Here is a 26,370-nt window from a genome sequence, read left to right as displayed (position 1 = left end):
AATCCTCCTTTCAGCGTTCCGGCGCGGTGTGCTTCTTCTCCTGTGCCTGTTTCAGACAATAGCCGATACAGGGGGATTGCGCCTTATAAGGGCAACGCATACACGCCGGGGATTTTGGAACGGGCGGCGCACTGTCACGCCGCCCGGTGGGTCTTTGTACCATCATTTTTTCTAAAGGGTTTTCGGTAAAAAGCGTCATGCTTCCTCGTCCTCCTGTTCTTCATCAGAAAGCCCGTCCCCCTCGTCCTCGTCGTAATCGTCAAAATCGAAATCTTCAAGGTCGGTGTCGCCCTTGACGTTCTGCTTTGGCTTCATAAACTTAAAATAATAGAACGCGCCCCCGCCGCCAAGAAGTGCCACGACAAGGAAAAGCACAAGCCCGCCTGTATTGCCTTTCTCTTTGGGCTGCTCTGTTGGTTTCTCGGTTTCCGGCTCCGCTTCCTTGCCGCTGCAAGCGGTCATGTTGTCCTTGCAGACAGGGCAGCTCACATTTACCTTTCCGGCTTCGCATTTATCGGTGCAACTGCAAACGGCGGGCGGGGCTGCTTCGGTGCTTCCGTCCTCCATGAGTGCCATAAGGTCGGCTTCGTCCACTTGATTAAGGAAATGTACGGTGTCCTCGCCCTCGTCGTCCCGGTCGATAAGGATATAAAAGTAATTGCCGTTTTTGGTCGTCACTGTGATAAGCTGCTTGTTGCCGCCGAAATCGTCTACAAGGGTCGCGTTCCCGTCCGGGGTAAGGGGTTCTTCCTTTTCGGGTTCCTCATAGACAACGCCGCTGTCGTCGGTCGCGTCCTGTCCCTCCGGGGTCTGTGCAAAGGCGGTGACGGAAAAGCCGCCCGTCAGCATGAGGGCGGCGCAGAGTGCGGTCAAGGTTCTAAGGATTTTCTTATTCATTCTCGGTGTCCTCCATTTCTTCGGTGTCGTGGTCTGCGGGTTCTGCGGGGTAGCCCGGCGCGGCTTCCATGCCCGGAATACCGCCGCCGGAAAGCATAGCGGAAAGCTCATGCGGGGAAAGGCGCATGGAGCGCACAAGCTGTACGATTTGCAGGTTTTCCGCTTCGGTTTTCTGCGCTTCAAGCCCCCTTAATCTGTTCTGGTACTCGGTGATTTTCTCGCGGGTCTTTGCAATCTCTTTGTCGATACGTTCAATTTTGTTCATAGCCATCAATAAATTTCTCCTTTCTTTGCTCAAAAATATGTTAATTCCAGTTCATCAGCCCATAGCCTTTGATACAGGAGTAATTGACGGGGTAGCTCTTTATCTTGCAGGCGTCGCCGGAATTGCCCTCGACGGTATAGACGCGCTCCCCGTCCGTTCCGATAACAAGCCCCACATGGTCTGCGCTCCCGTCCCCGTCCCAGTCGAAAAAGATAGCGTCGCCGGGGGCGATATTCTCATAGCCCCTCGCGCCCCATTGCCCGCGTGACTGGAACCAGGGTACGCCCTGTGACTGGCACCCGGCAAAGCGCGGCTCGCTCTTTCCGGCTTGATTGTAGCACCATGAAACGAAACAGGCGCACCATTCCACGCGGCTGTTAAATCCGTACCAGCTCCAAAAGGGTCGCCCGCCCACGTTGCCGACTTGCCGCTTCGCAAGGTCTACAACGGCGGTGTTGCCGGGGCGTGTGCCGTTTACAAGCTGTACGCCGCTTAAATCCTCGGACGCGCCCATATCGGGGGAGCCGCCGCCGAAAATCAGCGGTTTGTTTCCGCTTGTTTCCAGATAGACGCGGTACATTTCAAGCTGCTGTGGCGTTAGAAGTTCCTCCGCAATCTCGGAAATGGGCTTGTTCGTCAGCTTCACGTTGAGGATATGGTACTCGTAGGGTACTTCCTCGGTGGTCGTTTCCCCTGTTTCCGGGTCTGTGCTTGTTTCTGTGCGGTAGCGGATTTCCGTTTCTTCTGTCAGCGTCAAAGTGTACTGCATGGCAAAGACGCGATTTAGCTCTGCCTGTGCGCTCTGCGGGGTGTAGGTCTGTAAAAGGGCGGTGAGGTAGGACGCTAACTCATGGGGGTTATGCCCGATACTGTCAAGGTCATAGCGGTATTCGTCATAGCCGGGGTGGGTGCTTTCGATATTGTCAATCTGCTGCTGAAGCTCGTTTTCCTTTGCGGCGTAATTGTTCTCCGTCGCCACAAGGTCGCTGTCCTCCGACGTGTAGGAAGTCCCAAGTATGCCGTTCATCAAGCCGGAGAACATGGAACCGCAAGAGGAAAGCCCCGCCGATACCATGATGAATAAGAGTAGCGCGGCAACGGCGATACATACGCCCGCCGGGTGCCGCCCTACAAAAGCGATTGCCTTTTTTGTTTCCTCGGCGGTCTTTTTTGCCGCCTTGCGGGTGTTCTCTGCGGCTTTCTGCGCCGTTTTTGCGCCGCCTTTCCTTGCCGACTTTGCATACTGCCGCTTGATTTGCTGCTTCTGCATGAAGCGGGAAAGGGGATTGCCCGCAATCTGCGGATTGTCATGCAGGGCTTTATGGTACTGAAAATCCACATTCGCCTTGAACGCCGCTTTCTCTGCCTTTGCCGCCGCCCGGTAGGGTTTGAGCTTGTGGCTGTGGTAGCCCTCCTTGACTTTCCGCGCCCCGTACTTTGCGCCGCGCTCTGCCAGTTCTTCGGATTTGTGCGCCCCCTCAACGCCGGAATTGTCCTTTTCAACGGAATGTATCTTGTTGTGGACGAAAATACCCGCTTCCTGTGCGGGGCGGGATAGCGGGTTATTGTGGGGCTTATTCTTTCCTATGGGCTTTTCCTGTTCCTCAAAATGTAGGCGGGTCTTGCCTTTCCCGGTGGCTTCATCAAAGGTGCGCTCCCGTACAAGTTTCTTTTCTTTGGGGATAGCCGCCTTTGCCGCGTCCAGACGGTCGGCTGCTTTGTCCGATTTTCGGATATACCTTTCAAGCTCCGGCGTTGCCCGTTCCTCGTCGGTAAACTGCAAGCGGGAAGATTTTTCTTTTGCTGTGGCTTCTGCCTGTGCTTTCCTCGCCGCCTTTTTGCTCGCCTTTCTGGTACGCGCCCCGTCGATACGTTCCAAGACGCGCTCGGCTGCTGCGGTGTCCTGTTCCCGTTCTGCCCCCGGCGCATGGGGAAGCGGCGGCGTGTCGGTTAAGGGCGGGGAAGTTGCGCCGCCCGGTAGGGGCTGCGCTGCCTGTTCCGGCTGCGGTGGGGCTTCGGTCTTTGCAAAGTCCGCGTCCCTTATCCGCTTGCTGATACGTTTCTTTTTCCCGGTAGCGGCGTTTACCTCGACAGCCCCCTCGCGGGTCATTTTCTGCGTGACTTTTTCACGCGCCTTATATTGTTTTATGTGTCTGTCCCTCCAATCCGCGCCCTTGCAAGGGCGCAATACTCGGCGTTTATCTCAATGCCTATATAATGCCTGTCAAGCTGCTTTGCGGCTGCCCCCGTCGTGCCGCTGCCGAAAAAGGGGTCAAGCACAACGCCGCCTTTCGGACAGCCCGCCTTGATACAGGTTTCGGCAAGTTTTGGCGGGAACGCGGCGAAATGCCCGCCCTTGTAGGGAACGGTATTGATAAGCCACACGTCCCGCCTGTTCCGCATGGTCGGCATGAGGGCTTCGTCGTAGTAGCTGCCGCTTCGCGCCCGGTTAAGCCCCTGTACGTTCCCCTGTCCGGGTACTTCGTCCGCATATTTCTGTCCCGCGCTGCGCCCGGTGCGGTACCGCGCCGCCGTTGTGGGGGCTAACGGCTCGGCTATGGCGGCTGCGTCATAAAAATACTTCTTTGACTTCGTAAGCAGAAAGATATGTTCATAGCAGCGGGTAGGGCGGTCTTTCACGCTCTCCGGCATGGGGTTTTCTTTCTGCCAGATAATGTCGCTCCGTAAATACCACCCGTCAGCGCGTAGGGCAAAGGCTAAAAGCCAAGGGATACCGATTAAGTCCTTTTGTTTGCAGCCGGAAACGCGGTTGTTTCTTGCAATCTGCTGTCCGTTTCTGCCTTTCGGGTTCTTCGGGTCTGCATGGTAGCCTTTATTTCCTGTGCCGCAGTAGGTGTCCGCGATATTCAGCCAGAGCGTACCGTCAGAACGCAGTACCCGGCGCAGCTCGCGGAAAACCTCGGTCAGCCTGTCAATGTACTGCTCCGGCGTGTCCTCCCGCCCAATCTGCATATCAAGCCCGTAATCCCTAAGCGCATAGTAGGGCGGGCTTGTGACGCAACAGTGTACGCTTTCCTCTGGAAGCTCCCGCAAGGCATAGAGCGCGTCCCGGTTGATGATTGTGTCAGTTTTCAGCCCGTTCATGCTTCGCCCACTTCCTCCGGCTTCGTCGTCATTACCCGGTAAAGCTCGGTGTCTTTCGGGAAGCGGTCTACAAAGGGCAGCACCACGTTCCCGTAGAAGATAAGCCCCTCGCCCGCTTCGGTGTGGGTGACATACTTCATCTGCTGCGGGGAGATGTTGAGCTGCTTTGCAAGGATAGCCCGGTCGCCCGCCGCCTGATTGAGCATGAGGACAAAATCAGAGTTTTCAAAGATATTCTCCACTTCGCGGGAAGCAAGCAAATCTTTGACGTTCTGCGTGATTGCTGTGGGTATGCCGCCCCATTTTCTGAAACGCTTCCAGATTTCAACGGAATAGGCGGCGGTCTGTTCCTCTTTCAAGAGAAGATGAAATTCGTCCATAAAATACCGGGTGGATTTCCTTTCTGCCCGGTTGACGGTGACGCGGTTCCATACCTGGTCCTGCACAATGAGCATACCTAATTTTTTGAGCTGCTTCCCAAGCTGCTTGATGTCAAAGCAGACAAGGCGGTTTGAAAGCTCTACATTCGTCCTGTGGTTAAAGACGTTAAGGCTCCCGGAAACATAAAGCTCCAACGCCGCCGCGATACGCGCCGCTTCCGGCTCCGGCTGCTTCAAAAGCTCGTTGTAGAGGTCGCCCAAGATAGGCATTTTCTCCGGGTCGGGGTCTGCAAGGAAAGGGCGGTACACGTTCCTAACAGCGCGGTCAATGACGGTCTTATCGACGGGCTGCAAGCCCTCCTTGCCGCCTATGACAAGCTCGCAGAGGGAGAGGATAAAGTCGGATTTCAGCGCAAGGGGGCTGTCGTCCTCGCTGTAATTGAGGTTAATATCCATAGGGTTCACATACTGGGGCTTCCCGTCAATGCCCTTGCCCGTAGGCGATAACCGTATCACTTGCCCGTCAAGCCGCTGCACAAGGGAAAAATACTCTGCTTCCGGGTCGCAGATAATTATGTCGTCGTCGGTAATGAGGAAAGCGTTTGTCATTTCCCGTTTGGCGGCAAAGGATTTCCCGCTTCCCGGCGTACCCAAGATTAAGCCGTTGGGGTTCTTTAGCTGCTTGCGGTCGCAGAGTATCATGTTGTTACTAAGGGCGTTTAAGCCATAGTACAAAGCCGCGCCCGTCTGAAAAAGCTCCTGCGTGATAAAGGGGATAAAGATAGCGGTGCTTGACGTGGTAAGCCCTCTTTGAATGGGGATAAGGTTCTCCCCAAGCGGTACAGAGGACATAAGCCCCGCTTCCTGTTGGTAGTCAAGGCGGGTTAAGGCGCAGTTGTTCTTCTGTGCAATGCCCGCCGCCGCGAATACGTCATTTTCCAGTTTCCTTTTTGTGTCTGCCATGTTCACCACAAGGAACGTCAAGAGGAACATTCTTTCATTCCGGCTCTGCAAGTCCTGTAAGAGGTTCTTCGCTTCGCTGCCGAAAGTGGCAAGGTCGGACGGGATTATATCCATGTCGTAGCCGCTGCGTACCGCTTTTTTCTGTTCTTCGATTTTCATTTTGTCAAGGTCGGTGATTTTCCGCTTGATTGTCTTTATGGCTTCGGTCTGGTCGATACTGTGGATATGCAGATTGACGATAACGCCCGTTTCCAAGTCCAGAATGTCAGATAAGATACGGTCGTTTAATTCCGGCGCAAGGATTTCAAGGAATGAAACCGCGCCGATTTTGCGCCCCATGCGGAAATACCGCCCCTCGCCAAAACGGAAAGAGGACGGGGCGATAAAGTCCTTTGTGGAAAGCCCGGACGGGGCAAGCCATGAAAAATCAAAGGCAAACTGCCCGCCCTCCGGGTGGAAAATGCCATGCAGCATTTTAAGGCGTTCATAGCCTGTCATGGGGCGGGCAGACACGCCCAAGAGCTTAAAGTTGTTGAGTACGTCCGTTTCGATACGGGCAAGGCGGGATTTCGCCGCGCCCAGACTGTCGGCTTCAATGGCAAAGGTGATATATTTTGCTTTGACAAGCCCGTTGTTGCCCTTTGCAAGCTGGTTTTTCAGCATATCCCGGTATTCTGTGCGGATAGAATTGAAAGCGTCCTCCTGTGCCGGGATATTGACCGCCTTTTCCGCTTCGCCGCGCTGCGTCCCCTGATTGATGAAAGAGAGCTGCACCGAAACGGAAGCGTCAAAGTAGTTGAGGAAGTCGCACCAGTTCTCAAAAATGGCGGTCTTGTCGTCTGCCTGTGCAAGCTGATAGTTAATATCTTCAAAGGCGACGGTCTTTGAGTATTTCCGTCCCGTAACCTTGCAGATACCGTCCGGGTACATCTGGATATAAGGGATTGTCTGCTGCGCGGTGTGCGCTTTCCCGTCGCCCTTTGCCTGTCTGATGATTTCCGCAATCTGCTTTTTCTCGGCGCGGGTGAGCTTGCGGGGCGGGTTAGGCTTTGCGCTTCCCGCCGCGCTGTTTCTTCGTGTTTCCTTTTGCAATCGCTGATACCTCCTTTTCAAGTTTTCTCTGCCGTTCTAAGACGGAATAAAAGTTGTCTGTCCTGTATGGTCGTTCTTTGGGGGCTATGAATTTCGTCTGAATGATGTTCTTCACCACCACTTCAAGGGGCTGTCCATGCTTCTCATACATGGCAAAGAGGAAACAGGGCAGCATGACGGCAATCATAGCCATAGACGCAAGGCTTGTGCCTGTGCTGTCTTTGAGCAGAAAGAAAAGCGGCAAGCCGAACAGGAGAGCCGCCGCAAAACATACAATCTGCCGTTTGGTAAGGTTGAACGCTACTTTTGTCTTGACTTTGGATAAGTCTTTGGGTACGGGTACATACGCCAAGTGAAAACCTCCTTTCTCTGGGTTTGGTGTTGCTGTAACTTCCCATAAGGGTAATCAAGGCAAAGGTCAATCTATGCCCTTTGCCCGCCCGTATTATATGGGGGTTATCCGCGTCAAGGTCGGGTCGTATTTTCGCCGCTTCGCTCTGAAAATCTCCACCCTGCCCTTGACACGCCGCTAATGCGCGGAGAATATCGACTTCGCCAGTGCGCCGGATTTGAACAGGGAGAAACAGAGGATAACGGTATAGGCTGCAAGGGAGAATATCGCGCTGTGCAGATTGTCCGCTATTATCATGTTGTTTACCAGAACCGCGTAAATGCCGACGCATATCATAATGAGGAAGCCTTGAAAACCGATAGCGAACAGGGATTTGAGGTAGTTGTTTCCTATCTGCCCCCATTCCCGGTTCGTCATTGTTGCAAACGGGATAGGCGATACCGAACAGTAAAGGTAAATCTCTATCATGCGCCCGTAGAGGATAACGGTTATCAGTACGGACATGATTTTCATGCACAAGCTCACAAGGCTTGTTTCCATGACAAGTAAGAGCAGTTCGGGGATTTCCATAGCGTCAAGCCCGTCCTGCATGGAAGCAAGGGCGGCGGCAACATCAATCTCTGTGCTGCCGCCGATTACCCCCGCCGCGCCGGAAACAACGTGCTGCGCCATATCGAACACCGCCATAGTGATGTCAAAGGTGTGCGTCACAAGGTAGACTGCCACAAACGCCTTGAACACCCACTTGAAGAACATGGAAGTGTCAACGTCGTGCATATTGTTCTTTTCCGTTACCATGCTGATAAGCTCATAGCATAGGACGTAGGTAATGACAAGCCCCGCAATGGGTACGATTACATTCTCACTAAGGGTCTGTATCATGGAGAATATATTTGCGTTCCACCCTTGCGGGGTCTGCCCTACCTCTGCGGCGATAGTGCCGACTTTCTCGTTTACGTCCCCGAACATAGTTGACAGATTACCGTTTATGGCTCCTATGAGGATTTCCTTTATCCATTCGTTAATCGCGTCAAGTATGCTCTGCATAAGCCTTTACCCGCGCTTCTTAACCGAACAAGCCGGAAAGCAGCGGTACAAGGGTCATGCCGATAAGGGCAACGCCGCCGCCCGCCATAAGCTGCTTCATGCCCTGGCTCTTTACTGATGTGCGATAAAGAAGTAATAGAAGTGTAAAAAATTTTGCCGTTCCTATCCGGCACTTGCGCATTGTGTCGGATAGGTCGGGCGGTTATTCGGGCAAGTCCACCTTGCCAACAAAAGAATAATAAATCTCAATGTCCTGTCTGCGGGTCTTGTTCTCGTCATAGCTGCACTCATGCACAACGATTTTCTCTACAAACTCCCGCAGCAGAGTAGGGGTAAGTTCTTCAAAGCTGGTATGCCGCCGGACAACATTCATAAACTTTTCTGCGTTCACGGTGGCTTCCTGTGCTTTGGAAAGCTCCGCTTGAATAGCAGCGGCTCTTTCTTTCAGCTCCCGTTGCTCTGCTTCATAGTCTGCCGACAGCTCTGTGAAACGCTCGTCTGATATGCGCCCGGTCACGCTGTCCTCATACAGCCGCTTGAAGATAGCGGATAACTCGGCTATGCGTTTCTCGGAGGCTTCCAGTTCCTTTTTCTTGGCGGCGTTCCTGCGTTTGCCCCCGTCCTCGTTCTGCTCAATCAAGAGTTTCATAAACCGGGCTTCATGCTTTGCCGCATAGCTGGTCACTTTCCGCAGATTGGAGAGTACACCAGCGGTCAAGAGGTCGGTGCGGATAAAGTGCGCCGTACAGTCATGGGTGCGTTTCTTGTAGTTGCCGCAGATATAACAGTCCTGCTTGCGCTTGTCCGTCTGGTATCGCTGCTGATACATCACGCTGCCGCAGTCCGCACAGAACAGTATGCCGGAGAACAAACCCACTTCATCATAGCGGTTTGGGCGTTTGCGCTGTTTGCGAAGCTCCTGCACCCGTTCCCATGTTTGGGTGTCTATGATAGGCTCGTGGTGGTTCTCGAAAATCACTTGCTTTTCCGGGGGATTTTCTACACTGTGCTTGACTTTGTAAGAAAGTTTTTCTGTCTTGAAATTTACCAGACAGCCTGTGTATTCCCGGTTTTCAAGGATATGCACTACGGTATTGGTCGCCCACTTGCACTCATAGCCGGGGTGGTAGCGGCGGGTGCTGCCCGTCCTGCGGTATTCAAGCGTTCCCGGCGTGGGGATTTGCTGCTCTGTGAGCATACGGGCTATCTTGGTCGGACCATTCCCGGCAAGACAGAGGTTGTATATCTGCTTGACTACGGGTGCAGCTTCCTCGTCAATAATGAAATTTTCATCCTCGTCCATGAGGTAGCCATACACAGGCTTGCTTGTGATGGGCTTGCCATTCATGCCTTTTGAGCGTTTTACTGCTTTGATTTTCTTGCTCGTATCTCTCACCAGCCATTCGTTAAAGATATTCCGCAGCGGGGCAAAGTCATTGTCGCCCTGTGCGCTGTCCACTCCGTCATTGATAGCGATGAAGCGGACACCTTTCTGTGGGAAAATCATTTCCGTGTACATTCCCACTTGCAGGTAGTTTCGCCCTAACCTCGACATATCCTTTACGATAACTGTCCCGACTTTTCCGGCTTCAATGTCCGCAAGCATGGCTTGAAAACCGGGTCTTTGAAAGTTCGCACCAGAATAACCGTCGTCCGTGTACCAGCGCAGATTGGAAAAGCCGTTCTGCTTTGCATAGGTTTCAAGGATACGCTTCTGATTGGAAATGGAATTGCTTTCGCCTTGCAGCTCGTCCTCATGGGATAGTCTTGGGTAAAGGGCGGTAATTGGTTGTTGGTTGGTCTGTCTTAACATAAAATCCTCCGTTTCCGACAGCCAGCCCCACTATTCCGTACCTTGATTGTACCACATGGGGCGGCGGTCTGTATAGCGGCAAAAGCGTCAAATCTGCTTCTTTATGGTCGGTCAAATCGCCGTTTTTTGTGTAGCAGCTTCCGCTTCCAGCACTTTCATCATCTTGTCGGCTGCGGTGTCGGTTGCGCCCTGCTTGAAGAAGCCGGAAACGGTAAGGACGGAGTTGCCCATGCGGATTTCCGTCACACAGTCCGGGCGGCGGTCTGTTTTGGTGGTGCTTGTCTGTTTCGTTTCTGTCATAGGCTCTCCTTTCGCTGCTTCATCAGTTGCTTTAAGCGTTCCAGCTTTTCCTGTGCGGTTTCCTTTCGGAAGTTGCTGCCCGTGAAGCGGACGGGGGCGCACATGGAAGTCAGCCTGTCATAGATACGGGCGTGGGGCGTGTCCTGCGGGTGCTGCAATTCCTCCAGCGTGAGGTTGGTCGTGGCGATCAGCGGCTTGCCGCTTCGGTAACGGCTGTCAATCACGCTGTAAACCTGTTCCAGCCCGTATTCTGTTCCTCGCTCCATACCGAAATCATCAAGTATCAGCAGAGGGTAGCTGCAAAGGCGGGAAATATATTCGTTCCTGCCCTCAAAGCTGGCGGCAAGGTCACCCAGTATCGTTGCAAAGTTTGTCATGCAGACGGCAACCTCTTTTTCCATAAGGGCGTTGGCGATACAGGCGGCAAGGTAGCTTTTTCCCGTCCCCACGCCGCCCCAAAACAGGTAGCCGATATTTTCAGCCTGCATGGTTTCCCAGCTCTCCACATAAAAGCGGGCGGTTTCGGTCTGCGGGTTTCTGCCGTTGTCATGCTCAAATGTCCAGTTCCGCATAGCAGGGTCGGTAAAGCCCCGGCGTTTCAAGTCCTCCACTTTTTCAAGGTGCTTCTGTCGGCTTTCGGCGGCTTGCTGCTTTTCACGGGCTGCCCGCTGGCAGTCGCACTCTGCCGGGTGGCGGTCACGCCCGAAACAAGTCTTTCCCTCTGCAAAATAGGCTTCTTTGGGCGTATGGCACTTACCGCAGTATAAAAGCCCGTCCTCGCCTGTGTAGTCCTCCGCTTCGGCGGTAGTGGCTGTAATGTCCGTAATCATAGCTTCAATTCCGTTTTTCATAAGCTCTCGCCCTCCTTGCATGAATAATCGGGTATGCCCTGTTTCGGGGCAGCCTTGCCTTTGGCAGCGTCCTCCTGCGCCCACTTGTAAATGGTGGCTGCATGGCTGTGGTACTGTTTCCCGGTGGAAGCGATATGGCAGGAAAGCCGGTCAATATAATACTCCCACTTGTCGGGCAACTCTGTTTTTAGCCCGGAAAGCTCTGTATCGGTCAGTATCACATTGTTGTATCTGCCATAAGCGGCGGGGGCGGGGTGTCCCGTTTCTCCCTCTCTCTCTTTTTCTATCTCTATCTCTTTCTCTAACTCTATCTCTATCTCTGGTGGACGAATGTCGGACAAATGTCCGCCTTTTGTCCGGGGCGGTAAAAGTGCCTTGTTTTCCAGTCTTGCAGCCCGTTTCCGCTCGGCTTCGGTAGAGGACTGTCCTATCATCAGCTCAATGTCGGTCATATAGAAAGCCCCGCTGTCAAGCTGCTCCACAAGCCCCAACTGCCGGAAAATCTCTAAAGCCCTCTCAACCGTCCCTATCTGGTGGCGGGTCAGTGTCGCTATCATCTGCGCTGTGTAGGGGATATGCTCGTCAAGCTGCAATTTCCCGCCGTTTTTCAGCGATTTTAAGTACAGCTTCAAGAGGATATTGGAGTATAAAATCCCGTCTTTCATATCTTCCAGCAGCACAATGGAGTCGCTGTCAAAAAAGTTCTCTTTCAGCTTGAGGTAGTAATACTTGCGGTTATCTGCCATTGTCCCTGTCCTCCTTTTTCCGGCGTTTGGAGTAGTAGTGGGGGCAGAGTATGATAACCGCCCGGAAGCTCTGCTTGCAGCTATGGGTACAGCCCCGGCAGAGGTCATTGTATGTGATACGATCGCAGGTGGAATTCCCGACTTTCACTTGCCGCAGGAAAAAAGACCATTCCAGCCGCCGTTTCTTGCTCATTCTTGGCATGGGTGCGCTCCTTTCTGCCGTTTCCGCTGGTGTGGCGGTATCGGCGGTAATTCTGTATCATCTCGGTATCATTTTCGGGTTTTTTCTGCCCTATAAGCCCGTTAAAAAATCCTTTGGTATTTGCGGATAGGGTACGGGGCAGCCCCCTTGTTCTGTATAGGTTCGGGTACATTTTGGGGCGGTTTTTATCGTTCCTGTTCCTGCCTTTTCACAGGCTTGCGCTCCCGGTGTAAAATCTGGTCGATATTGCCCTTGACAGTCTGTAAGCGGCGGTATTCCTCCCGTTTTGCCCGGTAATCGTTGTAGCCGCTGTTTTTCTCTTGGATAAGGGTTTCAATCTCTGCTTGCAGGGCTTTATAGCTCGGCAGCTTGGAAATGCCGTTTTCCCTGAAATAGCGGGCGGCTGCGTCTGCTATGATAAAGTCGCTTTCGTACTTCTGACGGTAGGCTGCTTTTGCTTTGGCGTTTTTCTGCTGTTTCAGCCCGTCCCGGACAGGGCGGGTCTTGGAATAGGCAAGCACCTGCCGTTGCAGCTCCTTTTTCCCGTTCAGCGTCTTTTCCATCTGCTTCAGCTCTGTAAGGCTTTCCCGCATGGCGGTATAGGCGGCAGAACAGGCTTCGTCCAGTTCCTCCGGGGAAGAAAAGCCGTACTGCTGATAGGCGGTAACGGTAGCTGCCATTTGCTTTAGGTTGTGCTTTGCCGCCCAGCGGTCATAGCCCACGCCCTTGCCCTCGGCTCGCTTGGCTTCCCGGTCAACCATGCGCTGCAAGGTGTTGTCTGCCGGGGTGGTTTTTGTGGTTTTTTCCCCTTGTGACAGCTTTTTAACCGCGGCAGGGTATTCGAGTATGGCTTTGCTCTGTTCGGCGGCTCTGTGGGCGTTCTGCGTAAGCAGGACAAGGACAGCAGCCTTGTCAAAATCGTCCCCCAGCTTCCGGGCTGTGATAGGCTTTGTCCTGTCCGGCGTGAGGTAGGAAAGCCGCCCCCGGCTCTCCTTGACGGTCACACCCTCCCGCAGCAAAAGGGAAGAAAATTCGTCAAAGCTGCCAGCTTGGGAAAGTGCCTGCCGTATCGTCCGGCGCAGCTTCGCCTTGTCCGTTTCAAACTTGGTGGGCTTGGTCGGCTGTCCTGCGGCTTCTCTGACAGCGTTCTCTTTATCAAGGGCAAGCTGTCCTTTCTTTGCCGCCCAGTATTCCCGTTCGGTTATCCGTTCCTTGCTGCCGCTTAGGAGGTCGATTTGGTAAAGCCCCTCCCGGTGGCACATCTCCATGACTTCACTCTTGAAATATTCCATAGCGGCGTTGGTGCAGCGGTGCTTGCAGCCCTCCCGTGTGTCGGCTGGTCTGTCCATGTAGGGCAGAAGCGGGACTTCATAAATCCGCAGGGAGTTGATGACGATATGCACATGGATATTGCCGCTGTGGTTATGCCCGTCCGGGTGGGTGCAGACTAAGGCTTGGTGTCCGGGGAAATGCTCTTTACAGAACTGCTCGCCCAGCTCCTGCGCCCGGTCTACGGTCAAGCCGTTGTCTGTCCCGTCCCGTGGGTCAAAGCTGATGATATAGTGGTGGCTTTTCACATCTTCCCGTTTTTGGTTTTTCTCATAGCGGAGATTAGCCCGCATACAGGCAACAGCGAAATCCTCGCCCCCACAGTTGAGGGAAGAAATGCGGTAATCCTCCCTCGGTATCAGCCGCCCGTTTTCATCAAGGGTGGGCTTCATGGTAAACTCGTCATGCTCAAATGTGAGATAGGCTTCCGCTGCGCCATAGTCCGCATTTTTAGAGCTGATATGTTTGAATGTTGCCAACAGCGTCACCCACTTTCTGCAAGACTTCAAACTTTAGGGCAGCAAGGTCGGAAACCGCCGCCCGTACCTCCCCGGCAAGCTGCGGGTAGGGGCTGTGCCACTCGTTCAGCGTCCGGGCTATCTGGTTTAAGTTGCCGCCGATCCTGCCGTATTCGGCGGTCAGCTTCCCGACAGCGGCAAGCAACTCGTCATTGACGGGGGAAACGGTTATGATGGGGCGTATGGCTGCCCCGGTTATGGCTTGCCGGATAAACTCGGCTTGGCTCATGTTGTAAGCAGAAAGCCTTTCCGCAAACTCGGCGTATTCTTCCTCGGTCATGCGTGTCTTGACTACCCGGCTGCGGTGCGGCGTGTTATATCGTTTTCGCATGGTAAAACCTCCTTCGGCTGTGCGTGGTGTCCTCTCACTAATAGGAGAAAAACAGGGTGTAAAGCGGAACTGTTTTTGAAAAATCCGAAAAATTATTTTGAGGGATTTTCCAGCGGCGTAAGCCGCATAAGCAGGGTTTGGGGAAGGCACTCCCCAACAAGATTCCCGCAGGGGCAAAATGAGCGATAAGCGAATTTTGGTACTGCGGTAGAATCTTGCTCTGAAAAACTCCGGCGTTCCCCGGCTTCCGTACTTTCCGCTAACAAGACGTTTCAAAAGGGCTTTGCTACCCGCTATTCCGGCATATCTTGAAAATTTTCCTTTCACTACCTACAACACCACGCAAAGCAAAATGGACGGAGATTTTTAGAATTTCCCCTTATTCCCTACAACACCACGCAAGCCGAAAAAGGCGGACAATGGCAGTATTTTTTTCTTTGATACCCTCCACGGATAAGTAAGGGATTTTGCCAACTGCGGCGGCAATTTTCCCTTTTGTTTTTTCATACTGGGGATTTTCAAAAATGCCAAACAGGAACGAAAAAAAGCAGCAAATCTGTTGAATAGATTTACTGCTTTCTGGTTGCCGGCGAAGCGGCGGTTATTCAGTTGTAGGCGGTAGGGCTATCTCCCAAAGCGGAACTTGAAAATAGCTGTGAGAAGCGTCTGGGTGATGTAGTCCTCTGTATCTTGGTCTACCCGTCCATTCACACGGGCGGCACATTGTATGCGGCGGCGGTAATACTGCAATACAGTTCCCACCGCTTCCGGCTCCCCGCTGGTGGCTTGGACGATTGTTTCATAGGGGAGAAGCCTATTATTTCTCATATGCCATTCCCTCCATTTCCGCTTGGAGCTGCCGTAGGACTTTTCGGATATGGTAGCCCGCTGTGCTGCGGCTGCGCCCGTACTGTCTGCCAATTTCGTGCTGTGGAATACGCTTGAAAAAGGACAGGTAAATCATTTCCCGCTCCCGTTCGTCCAGCCGTGACAGGGCTTCCGCAAGTAAGCCGCTGCTGAAAATGACCGTATCGCCGCAAAGGGTAAGTATGTATTCCTCGTCCGGCTCCGGGGCTTGGAAATATTCATCTGTCGTGCCTAAAGGGTAGTGCTTTTCGTCTGTGAGGTATTCAAGGGATATTTCTCTTTTGTGCTTCCTGCTCCGTGTCCTCGCTGCGTTGATCGTTGCATTTCGGATAACGACTTTGCAAAAGGCATGGAAAGTGTACTCGATATGTTCCCGATATTCTTCTGTACAGGTCATGGAAAATCCCCCTTTCCTCCCAAAAGGGCTGTGGCTGGTTAGTAGTTGCTTTTTATGATAGTAAGGGGCGGCAGCACTTTAGGCTGTCGCTCCTTGACTGCCTAACTGCAAAACCGGGCGGGGCTGTCAACGGCGGGCGAAGCCCGTTCATCTTGACCGTTGACTGGCTCGGCCAGGTTTGCTATTTATCCGGCAAACTTGAATTTATTTTAAGCTATCACGTTTTACCTTTTTAAGCCTTACTATCATTACCATAGGAATTTCTTTGTTGTTTTTGAAACATTCTTCATAAAATCCATCAATGACAAATCCAGCTCTAAAACAAAGGTTAAAAATATCTTGTATGGAACGATGATAATAAATCTGCTCTTTCGGTTGCCCTTCAATCGCTATATCATAGTAACTGTGCGGTGTCATATATTTTTCAGTCAACGTGACAAAACAAGGGTGTTGCGTTGCAAAGACAAAAATTCCGCTTTCCTGCAACAGTTCATAAACAGCCATAAGAAGTGGTTCAATATCCGTAATATCCATAATTGCCATATTAGAAACTGCTTTCGTAAAGGCTCGATTTCTTTTTAATTCTAATATACTTTTTCTATCGGTCGCATCCGCCACACAAAATTCAATTTGTTTTGCATATTGTGATTGCCGTCTTTTAGCCAATTCTATCATTTTTTTGCTGTAATCAAAAGCGACAACCGAAGCGCCTCTTTGTGCAAGATACGAAGAATAATTTCCATTGCCACACGCAATATCCAAAATGTAATCCGCAGGATTAGGAGATAGAAGTTCCGTTACTTTGGGACGCACTACCTCTCTGTGAAATTCATTAGATTCGTCACCCATTGCATTATCCCAAAATTGTGCGTTCTCCTCCCAGATTTTTTTACTTTCCTCTGTTCCCATGTTCTCTCCCACTCCCCAAATTTGCTTTTTTGCTTCCATTAAATCTTCCTTACTATATTCCATTGTTACCCTCCATAACTTCTGATTGTTGCCGTCTTGACGATTATGTATCTTTACATTACCTTCTGAAACATATGGCGCACCTTGTCCAGGCGGCTGTTTGGACGGCGGGGCTGGATGACCGGCTGACCGACAGCGGCCTGATATCCTTTCAGCTCTGTAAGGCATACGCTCCGCCCGTTGGTGTAAAAGGCCAGATCAGTACGGTATGCCTGTATACAGCGGGCGGGAATCTCGCCAGTAAAGACAACTTCATCCTTTTTTACCTGGGCCGTTTCGATGGTGGCACAGTATTTCGGTGCATCATGATAAGCCCTGGAAAGGTATTCCTGGGGCGCATAGAGGATGAAGGAGAGATAAGGTTCCAGCAGCTGCGTCCCCGATTCCTTCAATGCCTGTTCCAATACAATCGGGGCCAATGAGCGGAAGTCCGCCGGCGTGCTGACCGGACTGTAATAAAGCCCGTATTCAAAGCAAATCTTACAGTCCGTTACGTTCCAGCCGAACAAGCCCTGCTCCAGCCCGTAACGGATACCATCCCTGACAGCGTTTTGAAAACTCTGGTTCAAGTATCCCAGCGAAACCCGGCTCTCGTATTGTACACCGGAGCCAAGCGAGAGTGGTGTAACAGACAGTCCTATGGATGCCCAAAACGGGTTGGGCGGCACCTCGATATGGATGGTGTGGCTGGCTGCTTTGAGCGGCCGCTCCATATAAATGACGGAGGGTTCCTTTACCACTGTTTCAAGCTTGTATTTTTCCGACAGCAAAGCGGAAACAACCTCCAACTGCACCCGGCCCAAAAAAGAAAGAATGATCTCATGGGTGATGGAATCCACTTCGCAACGCAAAAGCGGGTCAGTATCCGCAAGTTGCGTAAGAGCGTCCAGCAGCCGTTCTCTTTGCGCTGCCGTTTTCGGCGCAATCGTCGTCCGCAGCATGGGGAGGGGGTCCTCGCGCCACCTTTTACGAGGGAGCCGGGTTTGGTCCCCTAATACATCGTTTAACCTCACGCTGTCGCTGGGAAGGATAACAATTTCACCCTGATAAGCGGTGTCTGTCCGAACAATTTCCCCTTTGGATGGAATACGCATCTCTGTGATTTTCAGCTTTTCTCTCCCGGCCAGGGCCACCGTATCCCGCAGGCGCAGCGTTCCGCTGTATAACCGTAGATAGACACGCCGCTGGCCGCAATCGGTGTACTCAACCTTGAAAACGCTGCCGCATAGGGCGGCGCCCCCCTGTTCCCCAATCGGTTGGAACAGCCCTGTCACCGCATCCATCAACGGTTGAATGCCAAGGCCATTTTTGGCGCTGCCATGATAGACTGGGAACAGGGAGGCGTCTTGAACCCGCTGCTGTTCCTCCCGCGCAAGTTTTTCCCGGCTGATTGGTTCTCCTGCGATATACTTTTCCAATAATTCATCGTTATTTTCGATGACCGCATCCCATGCTTCTATGTCGGTATTTTCCTCCAGGACTATTTCCGGGGACAGCGACACCGTCTGCTTGATGATAATATCGGCGGAGAGCTTATCCCGAACAGACTGAACCACGCTCTGCAAATCAACGCCAGCCTGGTCGATCTTGTTGATAAAGATAACGGTGGGAATGTTCATTTTCCGCAGGGCATGGAACAGAATACGGGTCTGGGCCTGCACGCCATCTTTAGCGGAGATCACCAAGATGGCCCCATCTAAAACAGCCAAAGAGCGGTACACCTCCGCCAAAAAATCCATGTGGCCGGGCGTATCCACAATGTTAACTTTACATCTGTGCCACTGGAAGGAAGTGACTGCCGCTTGAATGGTAATCCCACGCTGCCGCTCCAAAAACATGGTGTCCGTCCTCGTTGTCCCTTTTTCGACGCTCCCCGGTTCTGAAATGGCTCCGCTGGCATATAGCAGACTTTCTGTCAATGTAGTTTTTCCTGCGTCTACATGGGCCAGAATGCCGATATTGATTATTTTCATGTGATTGTCCTCCCTTTACAGCCCCAAAGGGCATAAAAATCCCCAGCAGTAAAATACTTTTACCACTGGGGATTCTAATTTGCGGACATACACATATACAGCATACACCTATTTGTGATTGCTGTTTTTTGAATATGTCAAAATTGATAAGGCAAAAGTATTCTTAAATTGGGTACAAAAAACCAAGCCCCCACAAAAGGAGCTATCATAATTCTTTGTTCCCACTATTTGATTATAGTTTTATTTAAGAATACCTTGCCGCATATTTTTTACTCCTTTTCTGGAATGAAGCTATTATATCACATCAGTTTTAGGAAAGCAAGTACTTAAAAGAAATTTTTCTTCCCCTTATATGTAACAATCATACCGGCTTCCTGGTGTTCAGAATGGTTTCTGCTGTCTGCTGTGGTGTTTGATTGGAATTGTCCAGCCAAAAGCCGATCCGTGGTGTTGTCTGCATAAATGTATCGTATAAGGTTTCAACCGTAAAGCCGGAATAGCCTGTTTTCTCCCTGTATCGTTCCCTTTCTTTTATTGTTTCCACATCTGGACAAAGAACGACAACCTCAACAGGGTATTTATGCAGATAATTTATCATTCGGTTTAATTCATCACCGTAGTAGTTATCTTGGATCACTACAGAAAAGCCGTTGTCAAAGTATGACCTTGCCGCATCAGCAGTCAATTTGTATCGAAGGTACAGCTGGCGGACTGCTTCCGCTGATGGGGTAGCTGACATATTTTCTCTGCCTGAAATAATCATTTTTCGGAACACATCACCACGAAGATGGACGCATTTTTCTATTGATTTTGCCAGTAAATCGGAAACTGTAGATTTTCCAGAAGCCATTAAGCCTGTAATGAGATAAATTTTTTGTTTCATTTCACTTCCTCCGGCACAAAAAATATGTACATGTAACTAATTCAACACATTTATAATTTGAATAGGGACATTATAGCATTTACTAAATACAAATTCAATGTATACGGAAAGAAAGATATAAGGAGTGGGAGGGATTCCGCCGTAGTCGGCATTGTAGGAAAATCCAAAAGTTTAGATTTTCCCACAATGCTTATCTTTTGGTCTTTGGTTCGGAATAGTGTAGTGCTGGCGGTCTATCTCTTGTTTTCGGTTGCTTGCTTCCTTACCGTACATGAGCATTCGCGCCCGGATTGTCGTTGCCGTAGCCCTCCATGAGATTGATAACGCCCCAGATACCAAGCCCGGCTCCAAGTGCTACAACAAGGGTCTGCAAAACGTCTACTGCGCTATTGAAAAATGCCATAAATAAATCCTTTCTGCCGCGTCTGCGGCTGTCCGGCAAGCGGACAAAAGGCGGTCAGCGTATGCCGCCGCATAAAAAAACCGCCCTCTGGTAAAGGCGGCTGTCCCCGCGCTGCGTAAGTTCTGCGGCGCGGCGGTATTCAGTTGTAGGGGGGTGCGGCTCCTGCCGCTGTGTGCTGCGCCGGAAAGTAGGGGCGCGTATCATGTAGCCGATATTGATATATGTGATTGCTTCGATTCCTCCTTTCGGTGTCCCGCTGTGCTGCCGGACGGGTATTATTCAGACTTGCGGGAAGTGAATAGCTTGCATAGCAAGGTGTTCGCTTCCCGCAAGTTCACAAAGGGGTAGCTGCCGCAAGGCAGCGTAGGGGAAGTGTAGCTTCCCCTGTCCCCCCCTCCCCGGCGGTCTGCCATGCTGTCACTGTTGAGGGATAAGCCCCCGGCGCGTGACATACTCCGTTGCAAAACGGCGGTGTTCCGCTTCCTTTTCCCGCCAATACTCCCATAATGCAGCGTCGGCGGCTTCCGCAACATTCATTAAAAACCGTTCAAGCTGCTTTTGTTTTTCCTCTGCGCTACGTTTCCTCATGGTCTGCGTCCTCCTGTAAGTCTGCTGCGTCAATCTCGTAATAGTCAAAAACCTCGTCGGGCTTGACAATGGCGGGGCGGCGTTTAAGGTGCTTTTCCATGTCAAAGGCGTTCTTCGGGTCTGCGTCGGATAGGTACTTGTATTTCGGGTGTTTCGTTATGTCGAATTTGTCCGAAAAGAACGGGCGCACCCCGCGTAGCTGCAAGATACATTTCCCTCCGTCCATGACTGCGATTTCATCTTCCGTCATAAGCTGCTTTCCCAATTTCTGATAGTTCAGCCCATGCGAAAGCTCCCGCCCCCTTGTTTCGGAAGTGTTGAAGCTGTCTATCGTTTCCTTGCCTAAAATCTCCGATATTTCTTTGAGCGTGGTTTTTTCCTTGCCGCCCAAGAAAAGCGTGGTGTCGCAGTTGCCGACTATGGTATCGGCGTTGTCCTTGTAGATTGCCTTTAGCTGTGACTGGCTCTGCAAGATGATTGACGCGGAGATTTCCCGGCTCCGTATGGTTGCGATTAGTTTCTCAAATTTGGGGATTTGCCCGATATTCGCAAATTCATCAAGTAAGCACCGTACATGGACGGGAAGCCGCCCGCCGTATTCATCATCTGCTTTGTCGCACAAGAGGTTGAATAGCTGTGTGTAGAGAATACTCACGACAAAGTTAAAGGTGTCGTCGGTGTCGCTGATAATCACGAAAAGGGCGGTCTTTCTGTCACCTATGGTGTCAAGCTCCATTTCGTCGGTTTCCATAAGCTCCCGCAGCTCCTTAATGTCGAATGGGGCTAACCTCGCGCCGCATGAGATAAGTATGCTTTTTGCGGTCTTGCCCGCCGCCAGTTTGTATTTTTTGTACTGCTTGACTGCAAAATGTTCCGGGTCTTTTTCTTCCAGACGTTCAAACATGAGGTCAACCGGGTTCTGGAAATCCTCGTCGTCCTCGCGGGCTTCCGACGCATTTATCATTTCAAGCAGCGTCGTGAAGTTCTTCTCGTCCTCTGGGGCTTCATACCAGATATAGCCGATTAGTGCGGTGTAGTAGAGCTTTTCCGCTTTCACCCAGAAATCCTCGCCGGATTTTTCCCCGTCGCCTTTGGTGTTGGCGATAATGGTATTGACTAATTTCAAAATGTCCTTTTCGCTCCGCAGATAGGCAAAGGGATTGTATTTCATGGATTTTTTGAAGTTAATCGTATTTAGCACTTTGATACGGTATTTGTACCGCTGCAACATTTTCCCGGTTTCCAAAATCAGTGTTCCTTTCGGGTCAGTGACGATATACGACGTTGGAAAATCCTTTGACGTACATTGCATGAGCGACGGTTTCACAAAGAACCGGGTCTTGCCGCTGCCGGAACCGCCGATTACAAGAATATTTTTGTTTCTTGCGTATTTCGGCTGCTTCGGGCGGCTGTTCATGGTGAGCCGTTCCGTCTGCGTTAAGGGGATATTGTTCTCAAATACCGGGTCTGTGTACGGCTTTATGTCGTCAGCCCCGCCCCAACGCGCCGAACCGTATTCTGTCCCGCGGCGGTATTTCTTCGCGTTCTTGCCTTTGGTGTAGATAATCAGCCGGACAATGACCGCCCCCGCAATGCCGATAAGTAAGTCTGCCGGGTGGAAGCTCGGCGCGATACTGGAAAAGGCGGTGGTAAAACCGTCCCCAAGATGTAGCAGCTTTGCGCTTGCGTCCGCGCCGGGGGATAGACGGACAGCCGCGCCCACTTTATCAAAGAGCCAGACAAAGAGCAGATACGGGAGATTTAGGATAAGCAGCTTCTTGATTTCCGGCTTCATAGCGATACCTCCCTGTCCTTGTTCTTGACCTTTGCCCGTTCCGCGTTCTTGCCCTGTGCGGCTTCTTTGAGCGTAGAGAGCAGCTTTCGGATAGAGGGCTTTTTCTCCTGTGTCAGCTTCTTTGCGGAAAACTCCTTAAAGGCTGCGGTCAGCACGTCCGCGTCCCGCCCCTTGAAAAAAACCAGATAGCGGGGCGGGCTTTCCGTTGCGTCCTTTTTCAGCGCAAAGTCGATACCGTACTTTTTCGCCGTACTCTCAAAGGCTTTGATATTGCCCTCGGTAATCTCAATGTTGGAAACGCCCGCGTTCTGCTTCATAAGCTGCTTTAAGCTCTGCTTTCCCTGTGGCGGTTTTGCAAGCTGCTTTTTGCCCTTTGACAGTATGGCTTTCATTGCCTTTTGGAGCGTCTGGGCGGTCAGCTTCCCGGTCTTGATGTAAAGGGCTATGGTCTTTTCGTTTACTTCGTCCTGCAATTCCTCGCGTCCTCCTTTCGCGTTTCTTTATGGGGCGGCGGTCAGATACGCACCCGCAGCCCGTTCAAGTCCTCGGCTCTGATACCCACAAGATACCAGTTGTCGCCGTACTCAATCCGGGTCGGCTTCCACTTGCCCCGCACGAATACGTCAAAGCACTCACCGCAATGCAAGCCCCCGTAGTAGCTGTTTAAGTCAAAGCGAATGTCGTAACGGTCGGTGCGCTCGTCAAATACCAATGCTCCTGTCATTTTCTGTGCCATAATAAAATCCTCCTTTTGTTGTTTTACAGGCTTTCGCCCGGTTTGAATGAATAATAGTCCGGGTCGCCGTACTGCGGCTTCTTCGGTGACAGTGCGCCGCTTGCCATGTCATGGGCGACAAGGGAAGTGTAATAATTGCCGATAGTGGACGGGGCGTTGAAAAGGGCTGCTTTCAGATATTGCTTGATGTTGCGGATTTTCGTTGTGTTCTCCCGCATACAGTCAAGCACAAAGCGGATATGCTCGCCGTCCAGTTTCATAAACTTAGATTTCACAAGCTCTGCCGGGTAGTCGTCCCCCGCAATCCGTACCCGCTTTCTGGCGGTGCATACGGTTTCAAGCATGAGGTCTACAATCTCGTCCAGCCTGTCCCCGTCAAACTTCATGTCCTGTTTGAGAATGTGGTAGTCGATATTGTCCTTGATGATTTCCCGGTATATATCAACTGCGCTCTGTGCTGCCGCTTCCGTTCCTTTCCGTTCCGGCGGCGTAGCCGCTTCTCTGCAAGGAGAGGGGTTAGGGGAAAGGATAGGAATGGAATGGGTACTTGATAAATCTGTATTTGATTTTTCTTTTTTTGGTAAGTCAGTTCTTTGTATATCTTTATTTAATTGCGTTGGATTTTCCAACGTAGGTTTTTCCAATGTTGGTTTTTCCTGCGTTGGATTATCCAATGTTGGATTTTCCAATGTAGGTAAATCCGGCGTAGGCGGCTGCGGCTGCTCGAATATCACATAGTCCGCGCCCCGCAAGCGTCCTTTCTCGTCGCGCTCCCTTGACCGAACGATATACCCGGCGCGTTCAAGCTCCTTAATGGCTTCGCGGATAGCGTCTATCTTCTCCCGGTTGATAAGGGATAAGCCTTTCAAGGTGTAGTCCCAATCTTCGGGGAGTGACAGCATTTGCGACAACAGCCCTTTTGCCTTTAAGGAAAGCTCCTTGTTGCGTAGGTGGTGGTTGCTCATTACGGTGTAGCCCTTGTTCCGTTCCACTCTGAAAACTGCCATAGTAAATCACTCCTTTTGCTGTGGATTTGTTACGCAGTAGAAGCGCGGTTTCGGGGGATAAGGTATAAATCCCTTGCCGCGCCAGATACGCGCCCGCAAAATCGCTTGTAGCAAGGCTTTTTCTGCCCCTACTGCGTAACAAAGGGCATAAAAAAGCGGCGTTCCTGTTCTCCCATGTAGAGAGTAAGAAACGCCGCTTCTGCGTCGTATTCAGTTTTTAGTACAATACCCTGCTTGTCCGTCGCTCGAAAAACCTTGATTTTCCAGTGTTTTCAAAAGTATCGTTATCTAACGTCAGCTTTGTGACCACCGCGCAAATCACAATCAGCCCGATTATCACTGTTTTTTTCGTTCTTTTCATGTTTTCCTCCCTTTAGAGTTTGGATAAAGGTGTTCATATGATACGAAGCGATTGCTTGAAGCTCTTTGAGTTGATCGTGGATAGTGGATGGTTGTCGTACGCTTTCGCCTGTGGCTCAAGCGATTAATATGCAGCTGCAGGCCGCACCCAATCAAATCTGACTGTGGCAGATTTGCACCGAAACTTTCCACTATCCACTTTCAACCTTCAACTAAACACTCCTCTTTTTAACACTTTATCTCTTACTGATCTCCTTTATCAATACTTTAAAAAGGGGCTTTCGCCCCTTTCTTATGCTGCTTCCTCGATGACCACGTCGGTTTTGGTGGTGTCGACTTTCACGGCTCCGGTCACCTTGATTAGCCCAAAGCCGTCGGGCAGAAAGGCGCCCTGGTCCACAATGGCCTGGGCCCCTGCCTTGATTTCGGCATCGGTGATGCCTTCCTTGTAATCGGGAATGGTGATCTTAAACTCTTTCCCGTCTGCTCGCTGAAAATGGATGGTTAAATCTTTGTTGGTTGTTGGCATTTTAAAATTTCCTCCTGTTTTTTAATTTTAGTACCTGTCTGCGGCACGACGGGGGCGTCGTGCCCTACTTTTTTAGTGGAAGGTTGAAAGTTGAAGGTGGAAGGTTAAGGGCCAAATTCGCATAGCGAATTTGATCTAAATCAAATCAGCAAAGCTGATTTGCACCAGAACTTTCCACTTTCCACCTTCAACCTTCCACCCCACTAATTGCCACTATTTTCCCATTACGCCACTTCGATTAATTCTTCCGCAGTCACCTTCACCTGCTTTTCCCGGATGGGCTCCTGCATGCCGGTGATGGCCTTGGCGGTGCCCATAAAGGCGGCGTCGGTGACCGCGGGATCAACGTCGCCGTAGGTCTTTGAGGATTTGACGATTTTCCCTTCTCTTTCGCCGTGGTTCACGGTGATCTTCATGCCGACGGATTCAACACTTTTTTCAATGGTTGCCATTTGTTTACCTCCTGAATTGTTTTTTGTGTTTGGCGTTTTGCCTTACACTTATACAATCCGTTTTAGAGGTACAAAAAGAGCATCCTCCTTTTTAAAAAATAAAGATTAAGCTTTTACTAAGCTTTCAGGGTGCAGATAACCTTTAACATCAGGAGACAGAGCGTTAAAAAGAGGCTTTTTAAGTGGAAAGTTGAAAGTGGATAGTGGAAAGTTCAGGTACAAATCAGCCTTTGGCAGATTTGACCAGGCGCGGCCTGCGGCCGCTATTAATCGCTTGAGCCACAGGCGAAAGCGTACGACAACTTTCAACTCTCAACCATCAACTATCAACTCATACAAACTGCCTAAGCTTTTTAAGGGCGCTCCGGCACGCTCTGGTCATCACAGAGGGGCTCACACCCTCTGCCTTTGCCAGCTCGGCAAGTGTCCCCTTTTGCAGAAAAAAGTGTTGAAATGCGGCTTTTTGGCGCGGCGGCAGCTTTTCATAGGCCTGAATCAGCCGTCTGTTTTTCTCCTTGTAAAGACAGAGCGCCTCCACATCGGTTTTTTCATCTAAAATCAGCTCGATAAGGGCAATGGCCCCGCCCTCGCTTTTTATCTCCTGGTCCAACGATTCCTCTGGTGTGACGGATCGGTCAAACCGCCCCTCGCGCCGTTTTTTAAAGTAGTTGGTAAGTCTTGACCGGATAAACACCTGAAAATAAACCTGGGCGTCCAGCTCAAAATCCCGGACTGCCTCCAGAAAAACGCAGGCTGCGTCCTGGTATGCGTCCTCGTAGTCTGCCGGATCATACACATACTGGTTGATGAGCGTTAAAATCAGCGGCTTAAAGCTCATGAGCAGCATTTCTCTGGCGGTCTGGTCGCCCTCGCCGGCCTTGCGCACCCATTCGTTTAGGGCGCGGTATTTGTCATCCTTCAAGTAATTCCCCCTTTCGGGCTGTCTTTTTAAAACAGCGCGTCATCCTCGCGGATATCCTGTATATCAAGCACCACCTCGGGGTGGGCGCCCTGCAGGTCGGCCAGATAGTCGTTAAACTGATCCTCCGCGTCCTCCGCATCCCTTGCGTGAAAGCCTATCCGGACACGGCATTCTGCCGTGACCACATAATCTCTTTTCCGCCTCACCAGGCTTCCTCCGATACCGTAACGATTTGTGGACAAACTGCACCTCCTGAATCATAAAAGATTAATATATAATATTATTTAATATATTATTA

Annotated in this window: 30 protein-coding genes and 2 pseudogenes; all 32 read right to left on the bottom strand. The window is 51.1% G+C overall.

Annotation, left to right across the window (positions count from 1 at the left end; translation table 11 throughout):
• Positions 1 to 10 precede the first annotated feature (10 nt).
• A complete protein-coding gene (locus CPZ25_RS02490; RefSeq protein ID WP_002569177.1) occupies positions 11 to 199 on the bottom strand; it encodes a hypothetical protein in 189 nt (62 codons plus the stop codon).
• Positions 196 to 897 carry a DUF4366 domain-containing protein gene (locus CPZ25_RS02485; protein WP_002569176.1) on the bottom strand — a complete coding sequence of 234 codons (702 nt, stop codon included), beginning with the start codon at positions 895 to 897 and terminating at the stop codon, positions 196 to 198. Before CPZ25_RS02485 ends, CPZ25_RS02490 begins: the two co-directional genes overlap by 4 nt.
• A complete protein-coding gene (locus CPZ25_RS02480) occupies positions 890 to 1,168 on the bottom strand; it encodes a DUF4315 family protein (RefSeq protein WP_002569175.1) in 279 nt (92 codons plus the stop codon). The genes CPZ25_RS02485 and CPZ25_RS02480 overlap by 8 nt, the downstream gene beginning before the upstream one ends.
• A 34-nt stretch (positions 1,169 to 1,202) precedes the next feature.
• On the bottom strand, positions 1,203 to 3,272 hold the full coding sequence (locus CPZ25_RS02475) for a C40 family peptidase (RefSeq protein ID WP_002569174.1): 2,070 nt from the start codon (positions 3,270 to 3,272) through the stop codon (positions 1,203 to 1,205).
• Between the two features lie 35 nt (positions 3,273 to 3,307).
• Positions 3,308 to 4,267 (bottom strand): DNA-methyltransferase, encoded by a 960-nt coding sequence (locus tag CPZ25_RS02470; protein WP_002569173.1) that lies wholly within the window; start codon positions 4,265 to 4,267, stop codon positions 3,308 to 3,310.
• Complete coding sequence (locus tag CPZ25_RS02465; protein WP_002569172.1) at positions 4,264 to 6,702, bottom strand: VirB4-like conjugal transfer ATPase, CD1110 family; 2,439 nt, start codon at positions 6,700 to 6,702, stop codon at positions 4,264 to 4,266. The genes CPZ25_RS02470 and CPZ25_RS02465 overlap by 4 nt, the downstream gene beginning before the upstream one ends.
• A complete protein-coding gene (locus tag CPZ25_RS02460; protein ID WP_002569171.1) occupies positions 6,653 to 7,054 on the bottom strand; it encodes a PrgI family protein in 402 nt (133 codons plus the stop codon). The genes CPZ25_RS02465 and CPZ25_RS02460 overlap by 50 nt, the downstream gene beginning before the upstream one ends.
• Positions 7,055 to 7,231: 177 nt before the next feature.
• Positions 7,232 to 8,101 carry a VirB6/TrbL-like conjugal transfer protein, CD1112 family gene (locus CPZ25_RS02455; protein WP_002595174.1) on the bottom strand — a complete coding sequence of 290 codons (870 nt, stop codon included), beginning with the start codon at positions 8,099 to 8,101 and terminating at the stop codon, positions 7,232 to 7,234.
• A 19-nt stretch (positions 8,102 to 8,120) separates the two neighbouring features.
• Positions 8,121 to 8,213 (bottom strand): annotated as a pseudogene (locus CPZ25_RS21135) (Maff2 family mobile element protein); the annotation flags it as partial.
• A 90-nt stretch (positions 8,214 to 8,303) separates the two neighbouring features.
• Positions 8,304 to 9,914, bottom strand: a complete 1,611-nt coding sequence (locus tag CPZ25_RS02445; RefSeq protein WP_002569232.1) for a recombinase family protein — start codon at positions 9,912 to 9,914, stop codon at positions 8,304 to 8,306.
• A 111-nt stretch (positions 9,915 to 10,025) separates the two neighbouring features.
• A complete protein-coding gene (locus CPZ25_RS02440) occupies positions 10,026 to 10,214 on the bottom strand; it encodes a transposon-encoded TnpW family protein (RefSeq protein ID WP_002569233.1) in 189 nt (62 codons plus the stop codon).
• On the bottom strand, positions 10,211 to 11,065 hold the full coding sequence (locus CPZ25_RS02435; protein WP_002569234.1) for an ATP-binding protein: 855 nt from the start codon (positions 11,063 to 11,065) through the stop codon (positions 10,211 to 10,213). Before CPZ25_RS02435 ends, CPZ25_RS02440 begins: the two co-directional genes overlap by 4 nt.
• Positions 11,062 to 11,811 carry a phage replisome organizer N-terminal domain-containing protein gene (locus CPZ25_RS02430; RefSeq protein WP_002569235.1) on the bottom strand — a complete coding sequence of 250 codons (750 nt, stop codon included), beginning with the start codon at positions 11,809 to 11,811 and terminating at the stop codon, positions 11,062 to 11,064. The genes CPZ25_RS02435 and CPZ25_RS02430 overlap by 4 nt, the downstream gene beginning before the upstream one ends.
• Positions 11,801 to 12,013 (bottom strand): hypothetical protein, encoded by a 213-nt coding sequence (locus CPZ25_RS02425; protein ID WP_002569236.1) that lies wholly within the window; start codon positions 12,011 to 12,013, stop codon positions 11,801 to 11,803. The genes CPZ25_RS02430 and CPZ25_RS02425 overlap by 11 nt, the downstream gene beginning before the upstream one ends.
• Before the next feature lie 185 nt (positions 12,014 to 12,198).
• Positions 12,199 to 13,821 carry a relaxase/mobilization nuclease domain-containing protein gene (locus CPZ25_RS02415; RefSeq protein WP_002569237.1) on the bottom strand — a complete coding sequence of 541 codons (1,623 nt, stop codon included), beginning with the start codon at positions 13,819 to 13,821 and terminating at the stop codon, positions 12,199 to 12,201.
• Positions 13,793 to 14,191, bottom strand: coding sequence for a plasmid mobilization protein (locus CPZ25_RS02410; protein WP_002569238.1), 399 nt, complete (start codon positions 14,189 to 14,191; stop codon positions 13,793 to 13,795). Before CPZ25_RS02410 ends, CPZ25_RS02415 begins: the two co-directional genes overlap by 29 nt.
• Positions 14,192 to 14,815: 624 nt before the next feature.
• The gene (locus tag CPZ25_RS02405) at positions 14,816 to 15,019 is read right to left on the bottom strand and encodes a helix-turn-helix domain-containing protein (protein ID WP_003505336.1); all 204 of its coding nucleotides are present in this window, start codon (positions 15,017 to 15,019) and stop codon (positions 14,816 to 14,818) included.
• Positions 15,009 to 15,455: an RNA polymerase sigma factor gene (locus tag CPZ25_RS02400; RefSeq protein ID WP_003505338.1), complete on the bottom strand. Its 447-nt coding sequence runs from the start codon at positions 15,453 to 15,455 to the stop codon at positions 15,009 to 15,011. Before CPZ25_RS02400 ends, CPZ25_RS02405 begins: the two co-directional genes overlap by 11 nt.
• Before the next feature lie 204 nt (positions 15,456 to 15,659).
• A complete protein-coding gene (locus tag CPZ25_RS02395; RefSeq protein ID WP_096920788.1) occupies positions 15,660 to 16,427 on the bottom strand; it encodes a class I SAM-dependent methyltransferase in 768 nt (255 codons plus the stop codon).
• 50 nt (positions 16,428 to 16,477) lie between these two features.
• Positions 16,478 to 18,397 (bottom strand): tetracycline resistance ribosomal protection protein Tet(W), encoded by a 1,920-nt coding sequence (gene tet(W) / locus CPZ25_RS02390; protein ID WP_002586627.1) that lies wholly within the window; start codon positions 18,395 to 18,397, stop codon positions 16,478 to 16,480.
• Between the two features lie 361 nt (positions 18,398 to 18,758).
• Positions 18,759 to 19,280 (bottom strand): P-loop nucleotide/nucleoside kinase family protein, encoded by a 522-nt coding sequence (locus CPZ25_RS02385; protein WP_003505403.1) that lies wholly within the window; start codon positions 19,278 to 19,280, stop codon positions 18,759 to 18,761.
• A gap of 274 nt (positions 19,281 to 19,554) precedes the next feature.
• A pseudogene (locus CPZ25_RS02380) lies at positions 19,555 to 19,683 on the bottom strand (Maff2 family mobile element protein); the annotation flags it as partial.
• A gap of 417 nt (positions 19,684 to 20,100) precedes the next feature.
• Positions 20,101 to 20,271, bottom strand: a complete 171-nt coding sequence (locus tag CPZ25_RS20320) for a hypothetical protein (protein WP_002569167.1) — start codon at positions 20,269 to 20,271, stop codon at positions 20,101 to 20,103.
• Positions 20,258 to 22,066 (bottom strand): VirD4-like conjugal transfer protein, CD1115 family, encoded by a 1,809-nt coding sequence (locus CPZ25_RS02375; protein ID WP_002569166.1) that lies wholly within the window; start codon positions 22,064 to 22,066, stop codon positions 20,258 to 20,260. Before CPZ25_RS02375 ends, CPZ25_RS20320 begins: the two co-directional genes overlap by 14 nt.
• Positions 22,063 to 22,539 carry a PcfB family protein gene (locus CPZ25_RS02370; protein WP_002569165.1) on the bottom strand — a complete coding sequence of 159 codons (477 nt, stop codon included), beginning with the start codon at positions 22,537 to 22,539 and terminating at the stop codon, positions 22,063 to 22,065. The genes CPZ25_RS02375 and CPZ25_RS02370 overlap by 4 nt, the downstream gene beginning before the upstream one ends.
• A gap of 41 nt (positions 22,540 to 22,580) precedes the next feature.
• Entirely contained in the window at positions 22,581 to 22,802 is a 222-nt protein-coding gene (locus CPZ25_RS02365; RefSeq protein WP_002569164.1) for a DUF5348 domain-containing protein, read from the bottom strand.
• Positions 22,803 to 22,825: 23 nt separating this feature from the next.
• Positions 22,826 to 23,809 carry a DUF6017 domain-containing protein gene (locus tag CPZ25_RS02360; RefSeq protein WP_002569163.1) on the bottom strand — a complete coding sequence of 328 codons (984 nt, stop codon included), beginning with the start codon at positions 23,807 to 23,809 and terminating at the stop codon, positions 22,826 to 22,828.
• Between the two features lie 217 nt (positions 23,810 to 24,026).
• Positions 24,027 to 24,170, bottom strand: coding sequence for a hypothetical protein (locus CPZ25_RS20315; RefSeq protein ID WP_167495142.1), 144 nt, complete (start codon positions 24,168 to 24,170; stop codon positions 24,027 to 24,029).
• A gap of 291 nt (positions 24,171 to 24,461) precedes the next feature.
• Complete coding sequence (locus CPZ25_RS02355; RefSeq protein WP_058694353.1) at positions 24,462 to 24,698, bottom strand: DUF2922 domain-containing protein; 237 nt, start codon at positions 24,696 to 24,698, stop codon at positions 24,462 to 24,464.
• Positions 24,699 to 24,922: 224 nt separating this feature from the next.
• Complete coding sequence (locus CPZ25_RS02350) at positions 24,923 to 25,150, bottom strand: DUF1659 domain-containing protein (protein WP_096920849.1); 228 nt, start codon at positions 25,148 to 25,150, stop codon at positions 24,923 to 24,925.
• A 331-nt stretch (positions 25,151 to 25,481) separates the two neighbouring features.
• The gene (locus CPZ25_RS02345; protein ID WP_096920848.1) at positions 25,482 to 26,072 is read right to left on the bottom strand and encodes a sigma-70 family RNA polymerase sigma factor; all 591 of its coding nucleotides are present in this window, start codon (positions 26,070 to 26,072) and stop codon (positions 25,482 to 25,484) included.
• Between the two features lie 26 nt (positions 26,073 to 26,098).
• Positions 26,099 to 26,314, bottom strand: coding sequence for a hypothetical protein (locus tag CPZ25_RS02340; RefSeq protein ID WP_058694752.1), 216 nt, complete (start codon positions 26,312 to 26,314; stop codon positions 26,099 to 26,101).
• Positions 26,315 to 26,370 lie beyond the last annotated feature (56 nt).

Origin of the sequence: Eubacterium maltosivorans (assembly GCF_002441855.2) — a bacterium.
Taxonomy (GTDB): domain Bacteria; phylum Bacillota; class Clostridia; order Eubacteriales; family Eubacteriaceae; genus Eubacterium; species Eubacterium maltosivorans.
The sequence above is the reverse complement of the archived record's forward strand: the minus strand, read 5'-3'. Positions and strand labels throughout refer to the sequence as shown.